Origin of the sequence: Pectobacterium betavasculorum (assembly GCF_000749845.1) — a bacterium.
GTDB classification, from domain to species: domain Bacteria; phylum Pseudomonadota; class Gammaproteobacteria; order Enterobacterales; family Enterobacteriaceae; genus Pectobacterium; species Pectobacterium betavasculorum.
Genome location: NZ_JQHM01000004.1, coordinates 40,525 through 55,985 on the forward strand (window position 1 = coordinate 40,525; position 15,461 = coordinate 55,985).

Sequence of the window (15,461 nt, forward strand, 5' to 3'; positions counted from 1 at the left end):
GTTACCATGAAATAATCTTCAGGAATACATATAAATCAAGGAAGTAAGTATGGGATCTTTAGGTTTAGCGTTGCTCTGTTCTTTTCTCGCCATTCTCCCTTGCTGTCGATGTATCTAAAGTGTATGGAAGAATTCAAATTGTTGATTCGTTTCCAGACTATAGGGCGCAGATTGCCAACGCACACGGAACACCTTAGAGTAGAAGAAGTTACCGCGTTTGCTAACCGAGCAGGGCAATGGAAAATTGTTGATAACTTTCCTGATTTTAAAATTCAGATTGTTGACGCTCACCCTGACTTCAAAATTAGACTCGTCGATAATTTCCCCGGCCCAAGCCAACGATAAGCGGCATTCTTATGCCTATGTTGGTACAACATCGTAGTTTTTAGCCGACAACGGATATGATTTAATTTTATGATTTTATAGGGAAAAATAGAGTTTATTAAGCACTTTGAGAAGTATGAATGGTGTCCCCGACTGGAATCGAACCAGTAACTAGCCCTTAGGAGGGGCTTGTTATATCCGTTTAACTACGGAGACGTGAAGCGTGGTCATTATACGCATTTTTTCACTGAGAATAAGCACTTAACGGTGCGTTTGCTCAAAGTGTCGGCAATCAGCGTTTTTGCCGGTGTTCTTTTCCATCATTCTCATCAGCCTTTTTGTTTTTGGTCTGGGATGAACCGTTCATGTCATTGCGAATTTGAGCATGGCTGATGAGTGCGAAAATAAAGGTGCCGCCGATAATATTCCCCGCCAGCGTGGGTAAGGCAAACGGCCAAATGAATGCCTGCCAGGGGATGTGGCCAATGAACACAAGATAGAAAATTTCTGAGGCGCCCGCCACGATGTGGGTGAGGTCACTGAAAGCAATCATCCAGGTCATGATGATGATAATCCACAGTTTGGCAGAGTAAGCGCGGGGCAGCATCCAGACCATAGTGGCAATAATCCAGCCAGAAACAACGGCATTGGCGAACATTTCCGTCGGTGAGTTTTTCATGACTTTCATGGCGATGTCGACTAATGCCTCCCGCGTTTCGCCATCAAAAACGGGCATATAGGTAAAAGCGAGGGCAGCCAAGGCTGTTCCGATCAGGTTGCCTGTCAGTACGGCGAACCATAATCGACCGAGCAAATAGAAATTACTGCGCGTTGGTTTATGCATGATAGGAAGCACCGCCGTAACTGTGTTTTCGGTAAACAGCTGCTGGCGCGCCATAATGACAATCACAAAGCCGATGGTGTAACCGAAACACTCCAGCAGAAAGTGGCCGGGCACGCCAACCAGATGGTTGTGGAGCATGCCGACAGCCATGAATGACGTTCCCATGGAGATTCCCGCCGCGATCGCCGACCACAATAATGCTATCGCATCGCGCTCTAGCTCCTTCTGTCCTTCCTGACGAATCTCTTCATGGATGGCGGCAGCAGGGGAGGGTAAATGCTCTTCGTCAACATTGATCGCTTTTCCCTGCATGCTTTCGTCACTCTCTACCGCAACGTCTTTTTCTTTCTCTTGGAAGGTTTGTCTGGATTCTGAAGACGGGTTCATAACGATCCTCTCGACGATCGGGCTGGTTAACGCTTGGGTAATGGAACTGAAGTTACGGGTGTATGCACCGACACCCCGATGATAAGCGTAGTCAGTTTTTACAATATGGGATGATGTTGCGTTACCCACTGATTTAGGCTGGCAGTGCTATGCTGTGAGAGGAACAATACAATACTGCGCTGTTGTCCACGCTGGATTGCGAGCGCACGTTTCCCCTATAAGAAAACATGGCAAACCTCTGAAAATGTAGTAATGCGTAAGCCAACGTAGCGATAGATCAATAAAATGTTACACTGTTGGTCGATATCCCGTCATTGTCGCTTAGCCTGATAGGCTGGGACTGATACTGGGAATACCCATTTTCGGTCGCGGGTATATACCCTAAATAATTCGCGTTGCGGGCCGGCGGTAAGTGAAGGAATCCCGATGAGCTTACTCAAGTAAGTGATTCGGGTGAGTGAACGTAACCAACACACACGCAATGTGAAGTATGACGGGTATAGCGCACTATAAATCAGGGAGAACAGATATGAATTACCGCCTGAGTGGGGTGGTGTTTGCCAGCGTGTTGCTGATCGGCTGCGCCAGTTCCGGGGATCGTACTCAAGAAGGACGTTCTGATCCGCTTGAAGGCTTTAACCGTACCATGTTTAACTTCAACTATGACGTACTGGATCCTTATGTAGTCCGTCCGGCGGCTGTTGCCTGGCGCGATTATGTGCCGACGCCCGCGCGTAACGGGCTGGGGAACTTCTTCAGCAACCTGGAAGAGCCTGCGACGATGGTAAACTACTTCGTTGAAGGTAAACCGTATAAAGCGATGATTCACTTTAACCGCTTCTTCCTGAATACCTTGCTTGGGATGGGCGGCCTGATTGATGTAGCATCCATGGCGAATCCTAAACTGGCGAAAGAAGAGTCTCGTCGCTTTGGTAGCACATTGGGGAATTATGGTGTGGGTTATGGGCCTTATGTGGTTTTGCCTGGCTACGGTAGCGTGACACCGCGTGAAGACGGCGGTGGCGTTGTGGATACGCTGTATCCGATGCTGAGCTATCTGACGTTCTGGATGTCGGCGGGCAAATGGGCTATCGAGGGACTGGAAACACGAGCACAACTGTTGGATTCCGATGGTTTGCTGCGTAATTCTTCCGATCCTTACCTGATGATACGTGAAGCTTATTTCCAGCGGCACGATTTCCTTGCCAGCGATGGGCAAGTGACCCCGCAGCAGAACCCGAATGCCGCCTCGATTGAAGACTCGCTCGATGAGATCGATTCAGCGAAATAGCGTTGCGCATTATCCCGAATTTCAAAGGCACCTTCGGGTGCCTTTTGCTTTTATAAAACACTGCTAAACTTACTTTTACCATGATGATTTTGTGGCTTGTTTCTTAAAGGTTATTGGTTTGTTGTTCATTTATTTACTTACTAAAATTTATTTCCTGCCGTCAGATAACAATAATGTAACGTCGTTAACCTGTTCGGATGTGCATCGTGGCTGAAATGTGTCAGCGTGCTGATTTTTTTGTTAGCAAAGTGATTAACAAAAAGGTCATAAGAATGATGCTTTTTACTCATAGTTGCGCGTCTACGTGTTAATGAATGCCTGGAATGCTATTTACCTGCACTTATAAAAATAGAGATATAAGCATGAAAAAACTACTTGCTATGTTCTTCTGCCTGAGCGTGGTGGTTAGCGCCCCACTGGCGATGGCTGAAGATGCTAAAACGACAGAGAAGACAACGGATGTGGTACTGATCGGCGGGGGCATTATGAGCGCTACGCTGGGCGTGTATTTACAGGAGCTGCAACCAGACTGGTCTATCGACATGGTTGAGCGTATGGATAACGTGGCGGAAGAGAGTTCTAACGGCTGGAATAATGCCGGTACGGGTCACTCAGCCTTCATGGAACTCAACTATACGCCGGACAATCCCGATGGCCCTATCAATATCAGCAAAGCGCTGGAAATCACCGAAGCATTTGAAATATCTCGCCAATTTTGGTCCTATCAGGTGAAAAATGGTGTGCTGAGTAATCCGCATTCTTTCATCAACAGCGTGCCGCACATCAGCTTTGTCTGGGGTGATGAGAATACAACCTTCCTGAAACACCGCTATGATGCGATGCAGCACAGCACGCTATACCGTGGCATGGAGTTCTCTGACGATCCTAATACGATCAAAGAGTGGGCTCCGCTGGTGATGGAAGGGCGCGATCCGGCTCAGAAGATTGCCGCGACGCGCATGCCTATTGGTACCGACGTGAACTATGGTGAAATCACGCGTCAGTTGGTTGGCGCGATGAAAACCAAGTCCAACTTTGCGCTGCACCTGAATTCCGAAGTTCGTGATATCAAACGTAATGCGGACAATACCTGGAGCGTGACTTACGCCGATCTGAAGAACGGTGAAAAAGAGAGCGTGATCAAGGCGAAATTCGTCTTTATCGGTGCGGGTGGGGCGGCACTGCAACTATTGCAGAAAACGGGTATTCCTGAAGCCGATCTATATGGTGGCTTCCCGGTTGGCGGCGAATTCCTGGTGACAGAAAACCCGGAAATAGTTAAACGTCACATGGCGAAAGTGTACGGTAAAGCTTCTGTGGGGGCGCCACCGATGTCCGTTCCTCATTTGGACACCCGTATTTTTGACGGCAAGCCAGTCCTACTGTTCGGGCCGTTTGCTACCTTCTCCAGTAAGTTCCTGAAAAACGGTTCGCTGTGGGATCTGATCGGCTCTGTGACCTTCTCTAACGTGATGCCGATGACGCACGTCGGTCTGGATAACTTCGATCTGGTGAAATATCTGATCGGTCAGGTCATGATGGATGACGATGACCGCTTTGCGTCGTTGCAGGAATACTTCCCGAACGCGAAGAAAGAAGACTGGAGATTGACGATTGCGGGGCAGCGTGTTCAGGTTATCAAGAAAGATGATGAGAAAGGTGGCGTACTGAAACTGGGCACCGAGATCGTCAGTTCGCAGGACGGTTCGGTTGCTGCACTGCTGGGCGCCTCTCCGGGGGCTTCTACCGCGGCGCCGATTATGCTGAGCCTGTTGGAAAAAGTGTTTAAAGATAAAGTTGCGACGCCGGAATGGCAGAGCAAACTGAAAGAGATTGTTCCGTCTTATGGTCAGAAGCTGGACGGTAATATTGAAATGACCAATAAAATCCGTAGCTACACCAGCAGCACGCTGGGTCTGGATTATATTGAGGTTAAACCTGAGTAATCAGCATTAACCGATGCAGAGAATGCAAGGCCGCGAAAGCGGCCTTTTTTGTGTCTTCACTTAGGTACATACGGACAATAAAAAAGCAGGTAAGTTACCTTATCTGCTTTTTTACGTTCTGACTGATAGCAATCAGAACGCCGCTTCTTTAGAAATCCGTACGTGATTAGAACGCATAGTTGAAGTTTACGCCGTACAGCCAGGCTTTCCCCTCAGAGCTAAAGTTGTACGTTGGAGACGTTGGAGTCGGGCCTTGTTCGGTGATGGTAACTTTTTTACCATGCATGTAGGACACGCCAACATCAACAGAGGCATCTTTGTTAAACGCATAGGTAGTACCTGCGCTCAGCCAGAAACGGTCCTGGTCGGGGATGGAGATAGAACGTCTGTTGGCCGGTACCGGGCTGTCATCAAACGCGATACCACCACGGAACGTCCAGTTATCGTCGTGATAGTAGGTGGTGCCGAGAGCGATACGATAGGCGTCACGGAACCCTTCCTCTTTCTGAAACAGGATCTGCCCATTGCTGCCTGTCGCTTTCAGCTCTTGGAACTGGCTCCAACTGGTGTAGGTCAGGCTGTAGTGTACCGCCCATTTTGGCGCTACGCGATGATAGGCTGAGGCTTCCCACATTTCCGGCAGGTTGAGTGTTAACTTACCCGGAATAACGCTGCCACCAGTACCGGCAGGTACGGGCAACTCACTGCTGTAATCACCGTTAAAGTCGATATCGACTTTAGAGCGGTAGGTTAGGCCGATGCGATTGTTTTCATCTACTTCGTACAGGATGCCGGCGTTCCAGCCGTAGCCCCACTCTTTACCTTCCATACGTGATATTTCTGTACGGGAAGTCACCCCTAGAGCAGGAGGAAATGCAGCGGACAGTTCCCCAGCATGACGCACAAACTTAGCATCGGCATAGACGGCGTTAACACCTAAACCAAAGCTGAAATGCTGGTTCAGACGGTAGGCGGCGCTCAGGTTCAGGTTTGAGGTCAGCAGATCGGTTTGACCGCCGATAGAGCCAGCTACATAGTTGTCATTAAACTCAGTCGCCAGACCATAGTTGGTTACCGCAGAAGCACCAATCGCCCATTGTTCGTTCAGCGGCATAATAAAATGCAGGTTCGGCACCCAGGCATGCGGTGCGATATTTTTTGCATCAGCATTTTGCCCAGATGAACTTGAACCACTGATATCAATATCCGGGTTGATATAGGTGACACCACCGGAAAACGATGGGCGGTCAAACATGGTCATCGTTGCCGGGTTGCGGCTGCCAGAGGCTGCATTGTCGGCTACGGCACCTTCACCAGAAAACGCGCGTCCCAGGCCAGATGATGAATACTCATTAAGCTGGAAACCAGCCGCGGATACATTTGCTGAAAACAGAGCCACCGCAACAGCAATTGTAGATTGTTTGAACAGGTTTTTCTGGCTCATGACCAAAACCTCTTTATATGCTTGTTATTTAACGTTGTTACACGGGGTAACAAGGGACGCGCATTGTAGGGGGCGCACTCAGCCTGACAAATCAGACCAGTTGGCAAAGTATAAGTTGGGAATACGATAATGTTGCGCTTATGTATTATAAATATTTCCAAAATGATGCAGAATTTAGATCTGCTTAACGTTTTAGTTAATTTGTGTGAGGAGGTATTACTCGGTCTTTACTGTGCAACAACACATTAATGTGACTGATATCACTAAAATTACCGGTTGGCATGAAGTGCTGGTACTGCTTTGGGATGAGGGAGTAAAATATAAGGAAGATAAAAATTTTTGAACTGGATCAAATCTCCCGCGTCTTAAGTCTTAAGAGGAAAGCATCATGACGAACGTAATCAATAAATGTAGTGCTGAAGAAACCGCAGCCTGCTGCTGTGTCGATGTCGGCACAATCATGGATAACACAGATTGCACCGCATCTTACAGCAAAGTGTTCGGCGATCGTTCTGACGCGGAAGCGACATTGGCGGCCCTGACGGAAAAAGCGCGCGCGGTAGAGTCTGAACCTTGCGAAATCGCCAGCACGCTGGAAGACGTAGACGGCGGCGTTAAGCTGGACATTGATTTTACGTTCAGCTGTCAGGCTGAAACGATGATTTTCCAGCTCGGCCTGCGTTAATTTTTGTGTCGGCAGGAGTCCTTTCGCGGCTCCTGTTTATTGCTTACTTTCCCTAACCATCGCTTGACCTCTGTTTTTCGCTTCGCTTCTTGCCGTTTCTCCATCTTTGTTCGCAGCTACTTGCATGCTCTTCACACTTTTATGTTGCGCGGCTTTGCGTAATGTAACTATCTGGTTAACAATAAAATCAGGTCTGACCTGTTGTGCGCGTACTTTATTTTCGGTTAACAGGAGCGTTTATGAGCGAGGTATTACCTCTGATAACCCGCCGTGGCGATCGCATTGCGTTCGTGAGCGGATTACGCACCCCATTTGCCCGGCAGGCAACGGCCTACCATGGCGTACCTGCCATCGAGCTAGGGAAGCTTGTCACCAGTGAATTACTGGTCCGAACTGGTATCGATCCTGAAGTAATCGAACTACTGGTGTTCGGGCAGGTAGTCCAAATGCCTGAAGCACCGAATATCGCCAGAGAGATCGTGCTCGGCACGGGCATGAGTGTGCATACCGATGCCTATAGTGTTTCACGCGCCTGCGCCACCAGCTTTCAGGCTGTCGCCAATGTGGCGGAAAGTATTATGGCGGGAACCGTTGAAGTTGGTATTGCCGGAGGGGCAGATTCCTCTTCCGTGCTGCCGATTGGCGTCAGTAAAGCGCTGGCCAGAACGCTGGTGGATATGAACAAGGCTCGAACGCTGAGCCAGAAGCTGAAGCTGTTGAGCGGCCTGCGTCCGAAAGATTTGCTCCCGGTTGCCCCGGCCGTGGCGGAGTATTCCACCGGGCTGCGTATGGGCGATACCGCTGAACAGATGGCAAAAACTTACGGCATCACGCGTGAAGAGCAGGATGAACTGGCACATCGCTCGCACAAACTGGCCGCACAGGCCTGGGAATCTGGCGTGCTGCGGGATGAAGTGATGACGGCTTACGTCCCCCCTTATGAGAAAGCGTTGAGTGAAGATAACAACGTGCGCCATGATTCCTCCATCGAGCAGTATTCGCGTTTACGTCCGGCATTCGATCGCCGACACGGTACGGTGACGGCTGCAAACAGCACACCGCTAACGGATGGTGCGGCGGCAGTCTTAATGATGAGTGAGTCCAAGGCCAAAAGCTTGGGGCTTACGCCGTTAGGCTACCTGCGCAGCTATGCATTCAGCGCCATCGGTGTGCAGCGTGATATGTTGTTGGGGCCTGCCTATGCTTCCCCGCTTGCGCTGGCAAGAGCGGGTGTGGCGTTGGCCGATCTGACATTAATTGATATGCACGAAGCCTTTGCTGCCCAGACGTTGGCAAATCTGAAGCTGTTTGCCAGCGATGAATTTGCTCGGAATCAATTGGGCAGAAACGCCGCGCTGGGCGAGGTGGATCGCGCCAAGTTCAATATACTGGGGGGGTCTATTGCCTATGGGCATCCTTTCGCCGCTACTGGCGCGAGGATGATCACCCAGACGCTGAATGAACTGCGTCGGCGCGGTGGTGGGTTGGGATTAACCACTGCCTGTGCGGCGGGCGGATTGGGCGCGGCAATGGTACTGGAGGTGACGCCATGAACGATCAACAGCCTTTCTCCGTTGCAACCTCGTCTGTAACGGAAAGTCCGTCTGCTTTTTCCCTCACCCTTCGGCCGGACAATATCGGTGTGATCAACATTGATGTCCCCGGCGAGAAGGTGAACACGCTAAAAAGTGAGTTTGCAGAACAAATTCTCTCTGTCTTTGAGCAGGCGCGGCAGAATGCGACGCTCAGGGGGCTAATTTTTATTTCCGCCAAGCCTGATTCGTTTATTGCCGGGGCGGATATCACCATGTTGAACCAGTGCAGTAGCGCTGAGCAGGCCGAAAATCTGGCCAAGCAAGGGCAGGAAACGTTTGATCAGATTGCTGCGTTGCCTTTCCCTGTAGTGGCTGCCATTCACGGTGCTTGTTTAGGTGGTGGGCTGGAATTGGCATTAGCCTGTGACTATCGCGTCTGCTCGCTGGATGAAAAGACGGTGCTGGGGCTACCGGAAGTGCAACTTGGCCTCCTTCCCGGCTCAGGCGGAACGCAGCGTTTGCCACGCCTGATTGGTCTGGATAGCGCACTAGATCTTATTCTGACGGGTCGCCATCTCCGGGCGGGGCAGGCGCTACGGCAGGGGCTGGTTGATGAGGCGGTTCCGTACGATATCCTGCTGGATACAGCCGTTGAGATTCTCAAAAAAGGCAAAAGAAAGGGGGGGGCGCTAGGCTGGCGTTCGCGTCTGCTGAACAGTCCGGGTATTCGTCATTTGCTTTTCAAAATGGTGAAACGTAAGACTCGCGCGAAAACACATGGCAACTATCCTGCCACAGAAAAGATCATTCAGGTGGTACGTCGGGGAATAGAAAAAGGTCGTGAAGAAGGGTATCGGCTGGAGGCGAGAGCGTTTGGCAAACTGGTGATGACGCCGGAGTCTGCTGCACTACGCCACTTGTTCTTTGCCACCAACGCATTAAAGAAAAATTCCGGTGCGGCCTCTGAAGCGAAGCCAATCCACCGTGTCGGCATTCTCGGCGGTGGGTTGATGGGGGGCGGGATCGCCAGCGTGACGGCAACGCGCGGCCAGTTGCCTGTACGTATTAAAGATATCAATGAGCAGGGCATTAATCATGCGTTGAAATACAACTGGCAATTGCTGACCAAGCGCGTTCAGCGTAAACGGATGAAGCCGACGGAGCGCCAACGTTTGATGACGTTAATCTCCGGCAGTACGGATTATCGCGGTTTTGAACATGCGGATATCGTCATTGAAGCGGTCTTTGAAGATCTGGCGCTGAAGCGGCAAATGGTGGCGGAGGTTGAAGATCATGCCGCAGCGCATACTATTTTTGCGTCAAACACTTCCTCGTTGCCGATCCATCAGATTGCGGAGGGGGCGCGTCGTCCACAGCAGGTTGTTGGCCTGCACTATTTTAGCCCGGTAGATAAAATGCCGCTGGTTGAAGTCATTCCCCACGCGCACACCAGCGCCGAGACGATTGCGACGACGGTTGCTCTGGCGAGAAAGCAGGGAAAAACCGCCATCGTCGTGGGTGACAGCGCGGGTTTCTATGTGAATCGCATATTGGCACCTTATATCAACGAAGCGGCATACTGCCTGCTGGAAGGGGAGCCGATTGAATCGATCGATTATGCGCTGGTGCGTTTTGGCTTTCCCGTTGGCCCGCTTGCGCTGCTGGATGAAGTCGGTATCGATGTCGCGACCAAAATTGTACCGGTACTGAGTGAAGAACTCGGCGATCGCTTTACCTCCCCGCCAGCCTTTGATGCGATTCTGAAAGACGGGCGCAAAGGGCGCAAGAACGGCAAAGGATTTTATCGGTACAATAAAACGCGCCGTTTCTGGCACGAGAAAGAGGTGGACAGCTCGGTTTATCCGTTGCTGGATGTAACGCCGAAAGCTCATATCGATCCTGCGTTAATCAGCCAGCGTGCCGTGATGATGATGTTGAATGAAGCTGCGCGTTGTCTGGATGAGGGGGTGATTCAATGTGCTCGTGACGGCGATATCGGCGCGGTATTTGGTATTGGTTTTCCGCCTTTCCTCGGCGGCCCGTTCCACTATATGGACCGCCTTGGGATGGAAACGGTAGTGAAAACGCTGCTGGTACTGCAACAACAGTATGGCGATCGGTTCGCACCCTGCGAGCGTTTGCTCACGATGCGGGAAGGTAAGCGGACGTTCTATCCGCTAGCCAGTGAAGACAGTCGCGCTAGTTGATCGTGACGTTGATCGTGACGGTGTCTTTGTATGTCCCTTCAGGCTTGCTAGCCTGACTAGCATTAATCCGGGCGGTGTACGGGATAGTCTGCGTAATCCCTGTTCCCGCCCCGCTATAATCGTTAGTCTCGGTCCAGGCGATGTTCCCGGTACGGTAGAGCTGATATTGCAAGTAATAGGGGGTACTACCGACGGTTGCCGTCATTCTGCGCCAATTGGCATCGTCGGGATGGGTGCTGACGAGCTTGACGGTATACGCGCCCAGTCGCGTGCAGAGAACGCCGAGATTATTGTTGACCGCCGCGAAATCGGCGGGAAATGCTGCCGTACCAAAGCTGATATTCGGCGCACTGGTGATCTGGCAATCATTGGTAATGTTCATAGTGATATTGAGGGTAGAAACCAGCGTCCCCGTGTCATACGAGCAAATCCCCAATATACCAATGGTACAAATACGATAATCCCATTTGATGGTAACCGTATCCATGTAACTGCCTGCGGCAACATTGTTGCCCGTACTGGTTCGGATAAAAAGTGGCATGGTGCCATCAGGAGAATTAAACAGACCGAACAGATCCAAAAGTGTTGTGCGGGACCACGTGTAGGTAGAACCTATGTTATAGAGCGTCCCACAGCCAGAATCTATACATAGGCTATAGGGAACGTAATCCGTGCTTGTTCCTCTGCGCATTCGCATGGTGGCACCGCTGGGGTTACTGTCACTCTGTATCGTGGCGGTAATGGTATTAGCGCTGACTAAACTCAATATACTTCCCGTACAGCGAAAACCGCTTCCCGACTGGACGACTTGCGCAGCGCCATTAGCGCCGATAACGGAAGACGCATACGGCCCGATCGTGGTGGAGCTTGGTGGAACCGTACAGTCGGCGTAGCTCAGCGGCGCGTAATACAGCGCCATCAGCAGGAAGGCCAGAGGTAACCAACGGGCGGATTGCCGATTGGTGGCGAAGAGGTGCTGGATCTGCGGTATCGGGGTCAGCATCGTTTTATCCTTTGGAGTCAGTCTGGCAGGTAAGTGGGCCGATGGTCGCCATCATGGTCTGTGATTCCGGCAGTGAGAACGCCACGCGGCAAAGCCGTCCGTCTTCTTGTTTAAAGCGTAAGCGGTTAGCGGTCCCCAGATTGGTAAAGTAGGCCAGGCCATCGTAGCCGCTGATCGTGGTGTTGCCGCTGGCTTCGTCTGTTATCCAGGTGCCAATGGTGAGAGGATTACCGTCCGTATTGAGCAGCATAATGTTGGCGGAGCGCACGGCATGAACGGGAAATGTCACGACGGTGCCGCTGCCTTCTTTTACCGACACGCGTGATTCCACCTGTGGGGTAGTGACGTTGGCTGGCAGTTGTAACGTATCGATCTCCACTTTTGCAGGGTAATTGGACACGACCCAAGGCACGAGTAAATGACCGCGTTTGTTGGTTTTCCCCACCAGTTGGTTTTCGTACCTTACCGGGACGTCAGGATATCCCTCGGTATCGACCACAATAAAAGCGTCATTAATACGATTACTAGGGAAAAGTCCCCCGTTCATGTAGATCAATGAACCGCTCAGTTCCCCCCACTGAGTGGTATTTCCTGCATTGCCATAGGTTCCGCCAGCTACCATTGCATAAGGGCCGCGCCAGTTCAGCGAACCTTGATGATAGGGAGTCCTTCCTGCACCATACGCGGCGTTCCAGCCGAACCCGCCTTCTGTCGGTGCTGTACGGTTCACCCCGATGCGCGGGGAATAATCGCCATTGTTGTCGCGCTGAACCCCGGCATTGACGCTGCCGTTGTTGCCAAAAGGCATCACGAACTGGAGCTGGGCGCTGTAGCCGTTTTCCCCCAGCGCTTTGTTAAAGGCGAGATAGAGGGAGCTGCCTTGCCACAACTGTCGGCTGAAAGAGAGATTTAGCAGGCGGGTACGGGTTGAATCGTAGGCGAGGATATCGAAATAACCCACGCCGAACGAGCCATTACCTGCACCGAATAGTTGGCTGCTGATTGTTGCCTGATTGCTTTCCCGGCTGAGGCGACCTCCCGTGAGCATGGCCGTTAAATCACGGTATTCTTCACTGCGTGTGGCATGTTGCACGTTCAGGCCAAATGCGGAGGTGTAGTAGGAGTAGCCCGTTGTGTATTGGTATCCGGTGGCTTCCTGTTCGCTCTGACTGTAGGACGAACTCAGTGTCCCCCAGCGTCCGAGGGTAAAATCCGCCCCTGCACCAAGCAGAGACAGCCCCTTCACTGCTTCGCCATGTGCCGACATCGTGAGTTTATTGGTCAAGCCATACCGATAGATGCCGCTGACGGTCGGATCGTTAGTATAGGAATTATTCTGTACGCCATAATCCTGACGTAAAACGCCAACGGACAGATCGAAATCGCTTAATCCCTCTCTCAGCAATGCGTTGGAGACGTAAAAAGGGATTGTGGTAGAAACCTGTCTCCCCTGAGCGTCCGTAGTAATGACCGTTGCTTCCCCTGCGCCATTCAGATAAGGCGTATTCGTAAGGGTGAAAGGACCGGCGTTCAGGCTGGTGCTGTTCGCTTTATAGCCATTGATAAATAGATCCAGCGTGCTGGGTACGGCGGCCGTACCGGTATATTGCAGCATGGGATAGGTGACGATATCCGGGCGAAGGCCGAAATTACGGGCGATACGCAGGCCGCCCATACGCACCGAGTTGCTCCACGTCAGAGAGTTGCTAATCAGGTCGCCAACCTGATAGGTGATCATGCGTTCGTTATCGTTGTAGCGCCAATAGGTATCGAAACGCTGATAGCCATCTTGCTGTGTGTTACTGCTGCCCGATGTGAAAGAGTAGATCCCCGTATTGGATAAGGTTCCGTAGGGGCTGAAAAAGCGCTGCTCCATCCAACTGCTGAGCGAATCGGAATTGCTGCTGGGGGCGGTGTAATACAGGTTATAGTTGAATAATAAACCAGGGCTGCTGCGGGCCGGGTAACGCTCCATGTTTTGCCCTCCGCCTTCAATGGATTGCTCCGGTAGCCAGGATGTGGGCACGGTGAGCTTTAGCTGCTGTATAGCCTGATCGTAATCGGCAGTGACCTCCGGCAGCGCGCTGACATTGACGAGCCCCGAGCTTTGATCCGGTAGGTGGACGTAATTCGAAAGTAGCGTTGCTGCATCCACATAATAGTTTCCTGCACGATAAGTGACAGGGATAATCTCGTCATCACTCTGCCCATTAACAGAAAGCGTTAAATAATAAACGGTTTCATTGACCGAGGGCATGGCGCGGGGAGGGGCGGGAAGATCGGTATACTCTTCCGCGAGAATCGTCGCAGAATACAACAGCGCAAACGAGGCATACATGAGCAAGGGCAAGGCACCTATTTTGATCATCATGTCCGACCTCACGCTGGCCACACGGTCAATAAACCTGCCTCTGCCGTTACTCGCTCCATCATTCGCGTTTAATCAATATGGGGTCGGTAATATCGATCAGGTGGGTGAAGAGTTGCATCGTTGCACCTGGTGTCGATATGCCTGCGGGCATCGGCCAGCGCATCTCTTGCCCCGGTAGCACATAGCCTAAAAAGCCGTCGGTTAACGTAGTCCGGCTTCTTTTCCCGCTACTGTCGGCGGACCAATAGACGTTGCTCAGACGGGCATGTACCACACCGCGGTTGCGGACATAAAGATAGTTTTTTCCACCCACTGCGCTGATTCTCCAACTGAGCACTGGTAGCGTAGGTTGGGTGTCGGCACGCCGTTTATCTGGGCGAGCATGTGTCCAGATGCCCTGGCCATCAAGAAACAAAGGCAACAGATAACGCATCTGGAATTGCAGCCCCATCTGCGGGGAATTTTGTTGATAGGGCGCGGAAATCTCATCAACGATGATGCGGTAAGCCTGTTCAGTATTGGCGGGAGGTGGGTTGACGCGAATCAGGCGTATCATATTGCGCTTACCCGGTTCCAGCGTCATGAATGGTGGTGTGGCAATCACGTTACTTTGCTCGGCATAACGATCCTGAAAATCGATTTGCTTCCAGGACATGATGCGGATTTGTAGACCGATGGGGGCATCGCCTTTGTTTTCCAGCCACAGCGCCGAGCTGTTCTCATCTGATTCAATGACCTGATAAATCGGCCAAACGAGGATAGAACTGGCGGCAAAGCAAGATAGGCTGATACTGCTTAACAACAAGACCATTGCCCGAATAAAAAACGTCATTTTCCTTTTCATCCTGTATTTACCCTGTTTTATTTTTAATAAGTCAGGCTGACGGTCACGTTATCGGTATAAACCCCTGCGGGAGGCAGAGGCGTGCCGCCAAAGTAGCGGGCATAAACGGTGTAAGTCTGGGTAGTAGCGGGAAAAGAGACGATACTGAGCGCCAGACTCCCCGTTCCCCATACCAGTGTGCGGGCGGCATCGCGATAAAGCTGATAGGCCAATAGCCGCGTACCTGCCGCATTTTTCAGATAACGCTGCGCGCTGCTGCCGCCATTGGTACCGTAGTCCAGTTCAATGATGGCGTTAAGGCCTGGCGTACAGGTGGCGATAATCGATCCGCCGCCGCTCGTGCTGGCCACATCAACGTTCGTTGCTGTGGCACTGCGTGTCCCGAAGCTAAGCGTGCCCATATTAGGTTGACTACTTGCGCTACTGGTGCCAAACACACAGCCCTTTTGTATGATGGCTTCGACGTCAAAGGTGCTGCTGACCGTGAGCGCCATCGTCACCGTGGGTACAAGCGTACCAAACAGCAGAAGTGACGAAGTCAATGCCGATGGAAAACGCATCGCGATACCGATGACTACTT

12 protein-coding genes and 1 tRNA gene are annotated in these 15,461 nt (G+C 51.4%); 6 read left to right on the top strand and 7 right to left on the bottom strand.

The features are described from left to right. The first annotated feature begins 123 nt into the window (after window positions 1-123). Window positions 124-345 (top strand): 7(1) septoil knot domain-containing protein, encoded by a 222-nt coding sequence (locus tag KP22_RS23115; RefSeq protein WP_483312705.1) that lies wholly within the window; start codon window positions 124-126, stop codon window positions 343-345. A 120-nt stretch (window positions 346-465) separates the two neighbouring features. On the opposite strand, the gene KP22_RS12300 is transcribed toward KP22_RS23115, so the two are convergent. Beyond that, window positions 466-540 (bottom strand) — tRNA-Arg (locus KP22_RS12300). Window positions 541-616: 76 nt separating this feature from the next. After that, a complete protein-coding gene (locus tag KP22_RS12305; protein ID WP_039324537.1) occupies window positions 617-1,555 on the bottom strand; it encodes a formate/nitrite transporter family protein in 939 nt (312 codons plus the stop codon). A gap of 529 nt (window positions 1,556-2,084) precedes the next feature. Between KP22_RS12305 and mlaA the strand changes: the two genes are divergently transcribed. Together mlaA and mqo are read left to right on the top strand one after the other, a co-directional pair. Then, window positions 2,085-2,846, top strand: coding sequence for a phospholipid-binding lipoprotein MlaA (gene mlaA / locus KP22_RS12310; protein WP_039324539.1), 762 nt, complete (start codon window positions 2,085-2,087; stop codon window positions 2,844-2,846). Window positions 2,847-3,208: 362 nt separating this feature from the next. Next, entirely contained in the window at window positions 3,209-4,792 is a 1,584-nt protein-coding gene (gene mqo / locus KP22_RS12315; protein WP_039298289.1) for a malate dehydrogenase (quinone), read from the top strand. Between the two features lie 166 nt (window positions 4,793-4,958). On the opposite strand, the gene fadL is transcribed toward mqo, so the two are convergent. Next, the gene (fadL, locus tag KP22_RS12320; protein WP_039298292.1) at window positions 4,959-6,236 is read right to left on the bottom strand and encodes a long-chain fatty acid transporter FadL; all 1,278 of its coding nucleotides are present in this window, start codon (window positions 6,234-6,236) and stop codon (window positions 4,959-4,961) included. A gap of 388 nt (window positions 6,237-6,624) precedes the next feature. Between fadL and KP22_RS12325 the strand changes: the two genes are divergently transcribed. From KP22_RS12325 to fadJ, 3 genes are all read left to right on the top strand, one after another. Further along, a complete protein-coding gene (locus KP22_RS12325; protein WP_081926243.1) occupies window positions 6,625-6,921 on the top strand; it encodes a YfcZ/YiiS family protein in 297 nt (98 codons plus the stop codon). 239 nt (window positions 6,922-7,160) lie between these two features. Then, window positions 7,161-8,474: an acetyl-CoA C-acyltransferase FadI gene (gene fadI, locus KP22_RS12330; RefSeq protein WP_039298294.1), complete on the top strand. Its 1,314-nt coding sequence runs from the start codon at window positions 7,161-7,163 to the stop codon at window positions 8,472-8,474. Further along, window positions 8,471-10,663 carry a fatty acid oxidation complex subunit alpha FadJ gene (gene fadJ / locus KP22_RS12335; RefSeq protein WP_039324541.1) on the top strand — a complete coding sequence of 731 codons (2,193 nt, stop codon included), beginning with the start codon at window positions 8,471-8,473 and terminating at the stop codon, window positions 10,661-10,663. Before fadI ends, fadJ begins: the two co-directional genes overlap by 4 nt. Here fadJ and KP22_RS12340 read toward each other — a convergent pair. From KP22_RS12340 to KP22_RS12355, 4 genes are read right to left on the bottom strand one after another with little or no spacing between them, the layout of a single operon-like run. Further along, window positions 10,656-11,666 (bottom strand): Csu type fimbrial protein, encoded by a 1,011-nt coding sequence (locus KP22_RS12340; protein WP_039298299.1) that lies wholly within the window; start codon window positions 11,664-11,666, stop codon window positions 10,656-10,658. The two genes, fadJ and KP22_RS12340, sit on opposite strands and share 8 nt — an antisense overlap. 4 nt (window positions 11,667-11,670) lie before the next feature. Then, window positions 11,671-14,037 (bottom strand): fimbria/pilus outer membrane usher protein, encoded by a 2,367-nt coding sequence (locus KP22_RS12345; protein WP_039324543.1) that lies wholly within the window; start codon window positions 14,035-14,037, stop codon window positions 11,671-11,673. A gap of 58 nt (window positions 14,038-14,095) precedes the next feature. Beyond that, on the bottom strand, window positions 14,096-14,869 hold the full coding sequence (locus KP22_RS12350; protein WP_039298307.1) for a fimbrial biogenesis chaperone: 774 nt from the start codon (window positions 14,867-14,869) through the stop codon (window positions 14,096-14,098). Window positions 14,870-14,904: 35 nt separating this feature from the next. Next, a complete protein-coding gene (locus KP22_RS12355) occupies window positions 14,905-15,441 on the bottom strand; it encodes a Csu type fimbrial protein (protein WP_039298310.1) in 537 nt (178 codons plus the stop codon). Window positions 15,442-15,461 lie beyond the last annotated feature (20 nt).

Bases quoted from the DNA above. Each gene is read 5' to 3' on its own strand.
- fadL (WP_039298292.1), bottom strand. From the start codon at position 6,236: ATGAGCCAGAAAAACCTGTTCAAACAATCTACAATTGCTGTTGCGGTG.
- KP22_RS12355 (WP_039298310.1), bottom strand. From the start codon at position 15,441: ATGCGTTTTCCATCGGCATTGACTTCGTCACTTCTGCTGTTTGGTACG.
- KP22_RS12350 (WP_039298307.1), bottom strand. From the start codon at position 14,869: ATGACGTTTTTTATTCGGGCAATGGTCTTGTTGTTAAGCAGTATCAGC.
- KP22_RS23115 (WP_483312705.1), top strand. From the start codon at position 124: ATGGAAGAATTCAAATTGTTGATTCGTTTCCAGACTATAGGGCGCAGA.
- mlaA (WP_039324539.1), top strand. From the start codon at position 2,085: ATGAATTACCGCCTGAGTGGGGTGGTGTTTGCCAGCGTGTTGCTGATC.
- fadJ (WP_039324541.1), top strand. From the start codon at position 8,471: ATGAACGATCAACAGCCTTTCTCCGTTGCAACCTCGTCTGTAACGGAA.
- fadI (WP_039298294.1), top strand. From the start codon at position 7,161: ATGAGCGAGGTATTACCTCTGATAACCCGCCGTGGCGATCGCATTGCG.
- KP22_RS12340 (WP_039298299.1), bottom strand. From the start codon at position 11,666: ATGCTGACCCCGATACCGCAGATCCAGCACCTCTTCGCCACCAATCGG.
- KP22_RS12345 (WP_039324543.1), bottom strand. From the start codon at position 14,037: ATGATGATCAAAATAGGTGCCTTGCCCTTGCTCATGTATGCCTCGTTT.
- KP22_RS12325 (WP_081926243.1), top strand. From the start codon at position 6,625: ATGACGAACGTAATCAATAAATGTAGTGCTGAAGAAACCGCAGCCTGC.
- mqo (WP_039298289.1), top strand. From the start codon at position 3,209: ATGAAAAAACTACTTGCTATGTTCTTCTGCCTGAGCGTGGTGGTTAGC.
- KP22_RS12305 (WP_039324537.1), bottom strand. From the start codon at position 1,555: ATGAACCCGTCTTCAGAATCCAGACAAACCTTCCAAGAGAAAGAAAAA.